The sequence below is a fragment of the Rhodovibrio sodomensis genome (assembly GCF_016583645.1).
GTDB classification, from domain to species: domain Bacteria; phylum Pseudomonadota; class Alphaproteobacteria; order Kiloniellales; family Rhodovibrionaceae; genus Rhodovibrio; species Rhodovibrio sodomensis.
Genome location: NZ_NRRL01000226.1, coordinates 1 through 2,522, shown reverse-complemented (window position 1 = coordinate 2,522; position 2,522 = coordinate 1). Strand labels below are relative to the sequence as shown.

The 2,522-nt window shown below is 67.9% G+C and carries 2 protein-coding genes; both read left to right on the top strand.

Translation table 11 applies throughout. The features are described from left to right. Positions 1-108: 108 nt before the first annotated feature. Positions 109-972, top strand: coding sequence for a site-specific integrase (locus CKO28_RS27235; RefSeq protein WP_200344613.1), 864 nt, complete (start codon positions 109-111; stop codon positions 970-972). Then, positions 972-2,159, top strand: coding sequence for an IS91 family transposase (locus tag CKO28_RS27230; protein ID WP_207168958.1), 1,188 nt, complete (start codon positions 972-974; stop codon positions 2,157-2,159). Before CKO28_RS27235 ends, CKO28_RS27230 begins: the two co-directional genes overlap by 1 nt. The last annotated feature ends 363 nt before the right edge of the window (positions 2,160-2,522 follow it).

Sequence of the window (2,522 nt, the reverse complement as noted above, 5' to 3'; positions counted from 1 at the left end):
TGAACGAACCCGCTATCGCGGGGGTTAGCGGATAACAGGTGCGGGCGGGTCTCCTGCCTGAGACGATGGGGTTGCCGACCACCAACTCTCAGGACAGGAGTTTCCCAGATGGCCGACATCAGCCCTCTGCGCCGGCGGATGATCGAGGACATGACAGTCCGCAATCTCGCGCCGACGACGCAACAATCATACATCTCCGCAGTCGGCAAGTTTAGCCGATTCTTCGGGCGCTCCCCGGACCGCCTGAGCCTCGACGATGTTCGTAGTTTCCAGGTCCATCTGGCCGATCAGGGCGTATCCTGGGCGCACCTCAACCAGACAGTGGGCGCCCTACGCTTCTTTTTCGGTGTGACGTTGGGGCGGAGCGAACTGCCGGAGCGCATTCCGTATGCTCGGTCTCCGCGCACCTTGCCCGTGGTTCTGAGCCCAGCGGAGGTGGTGCGGTTTCTCGAGGCCGTGGCGGTCCTCAAGTGCCGGATCGCGTTGATGACCGCCTACGCCGCCGGTCTGCGAGCCTCGGAGGTCGCCACGCTCCGGGTTACTGACATCGATAGTGCGCGCATGCTGATCCGCGTCCAACACGGCAAGGGTGGTCGCGACCGCTACGCCATCCTGTCCGAGCAACTCCTCGGCCATCTGCGCACCTACTGGCGGGTCGCCCGCCCCGAACTCTGGCTGTTCCCCGGGCAGCGAGATCGGCATGCCCCGATCCACCCGACCACGCTCAACGATGCTTGCCGCGCCGCACGCACGCTCGCCGGTCTGAGCAAGCGCGTGACCGTGCACACGCTGCGCCACAGCTTCGCCACGCATCTCCTGGAGAGCGGCACCGACATTCGCGTCATCCAGGTTTTGCTCGGCCACAGCCATGTCAGCACGACCGCCCGCTATACCCAGGTCGCCCGGACCATGATCGAGCGCACGCAGAGCCCGCTCGACCGGCTGGACGTGATGGTGGCGCCGCCAGGCTGATGTCGGTGGTGGCCACGATCGAGGTCGCCGACGTGTTTCGCGCGGCGGACTCCTGGCGGGCGGCCAACGACCAGCACCTCAGCCGCGACCAGCGCCGCGTCTACGGCGCCGTGCGCGCCTGCCGGACCGCGGCCCTCGGCGGCCACAGCGAGCGCTGCGGCAGCTGCGGCTACAGCCGGATCGCCTACAACTCCTGCCGCAACCGGCATTGTCCCAAGTGTCAGGGTGCTGCCCGGCGCCAGTGGCTGGCCGACCGTCAGGCCGAGCTCCTGCCGGTCGCGTACTTCCACGTCGTGTTCACCCTGCCGCCCGCGATCGCCGCGATCGCGCTGCAGAACAAGGCCGCGGTCTACGGCACCCTGTTCCAGGCCGCGACCGAGACGTTGCGCACCATCGCCGCCGATCCGCGTCACCTCGGCGCCGAACTCGGCGGGATCGCCGTCCTACATACCTGGGGCCAGAACCTGCAACACCATCCGCATCTGCACTGTATCGTGCCCGGCGGTGGCCCCAGCCCGTGCGGCACCCGCTGGATCGCCTGCCGTCCTGGCTTCTTCATGCCGGTGCGCGTCCTGGGCGCGGTCTTCCGGCGGCTGTTCCTGGCCCGGCTTCTGGCCCTGCATGCTGCCGGACAGCTCGCGTTCTTCGGCAATCTCGCGCCGCTCGCCGATGCCGCCGCCTTCCGCGACTACCTGGCGCCGCTGCGCCAGCAGGCCTGGGTCGTTTACGCCAAGCCCCCATTCGGCGGTCCCGAGCAGGTGCTGGCCTACCTCGGCCGCTACACCCACCGCGTCGCGATCACGAACCACCGCCTGGTCGCCCTACAGGACGGCCGGGTCAGCTTCCGTTGGAAAGACTACCGCCACCACGACAAGATCAAGGTGATGCATCTCGATGCCGGCGAGTTCACCCGGCGCTTCCTGATGCACACCCTGCCGAGCGGTTTTCATCGGATCCGGCACTTCGGTCTGCTCGCCAACGGTCACCGCGCCGCCAAGCTGCGCCAGTGCCGCGACCTCCTCGCCGTGGCGGCGACGTCCATCGCAGACACATGCACCACCGAAACCACGGACACCGAAGTTCTAGCGCACACCGTCTGTCCGCACTGCAACGGGCCGATGGTGTTCGATGCCGTGGTCCCCGCGACACCAGAGCCAGCCCCGATCGTCGGGCTAGACAGCTCATGACCGCACGTTCCGAGGCAGCCTTTCATCACGCACGAGCCCAGGGCCGTCGACGACGGGTCCCCCAGCGTGGGCAATCCGCTGGGCTCGGCACCAAGATCCGCTCGCTTGGACTGGACAACCGGCCACCCACACGCCCGCGCTGCCCACTCGGCTCGACCGTCGCGCTTGTCAGCCACCCGACCGACCAAGCCCAGCCCCGCCGTGGTGGCCGTGCTTCCCTGCGCGCCGAGCCGGCATCGACACAATCCCCATAGACCTGCCTCGCTGCCCGCGGGTCCGTTCAATCCACGTTCACGAGCGGTCCGGCAAAAGCCGTCTCGCCCTGGCAAACTGCCGTTCCCGGACCCTCGAGAACGCTCCAGA

Coding starts and splice junctions, on each gene's coding strand:
- CKO28_RS27230 (WP_207168958.1), top strand. CDS start 972: ATGTCGGTGGTGGCCACGATCGAGGTCGCCGACGTGTTTCGCGCGGCG.
- CKO28_RS27235 (WP_200344613.1), top strand. CDS start 109: ATGGCCGACATCAGCCCTCTGCGCCGGCGGATGATCGAGGACATGACA.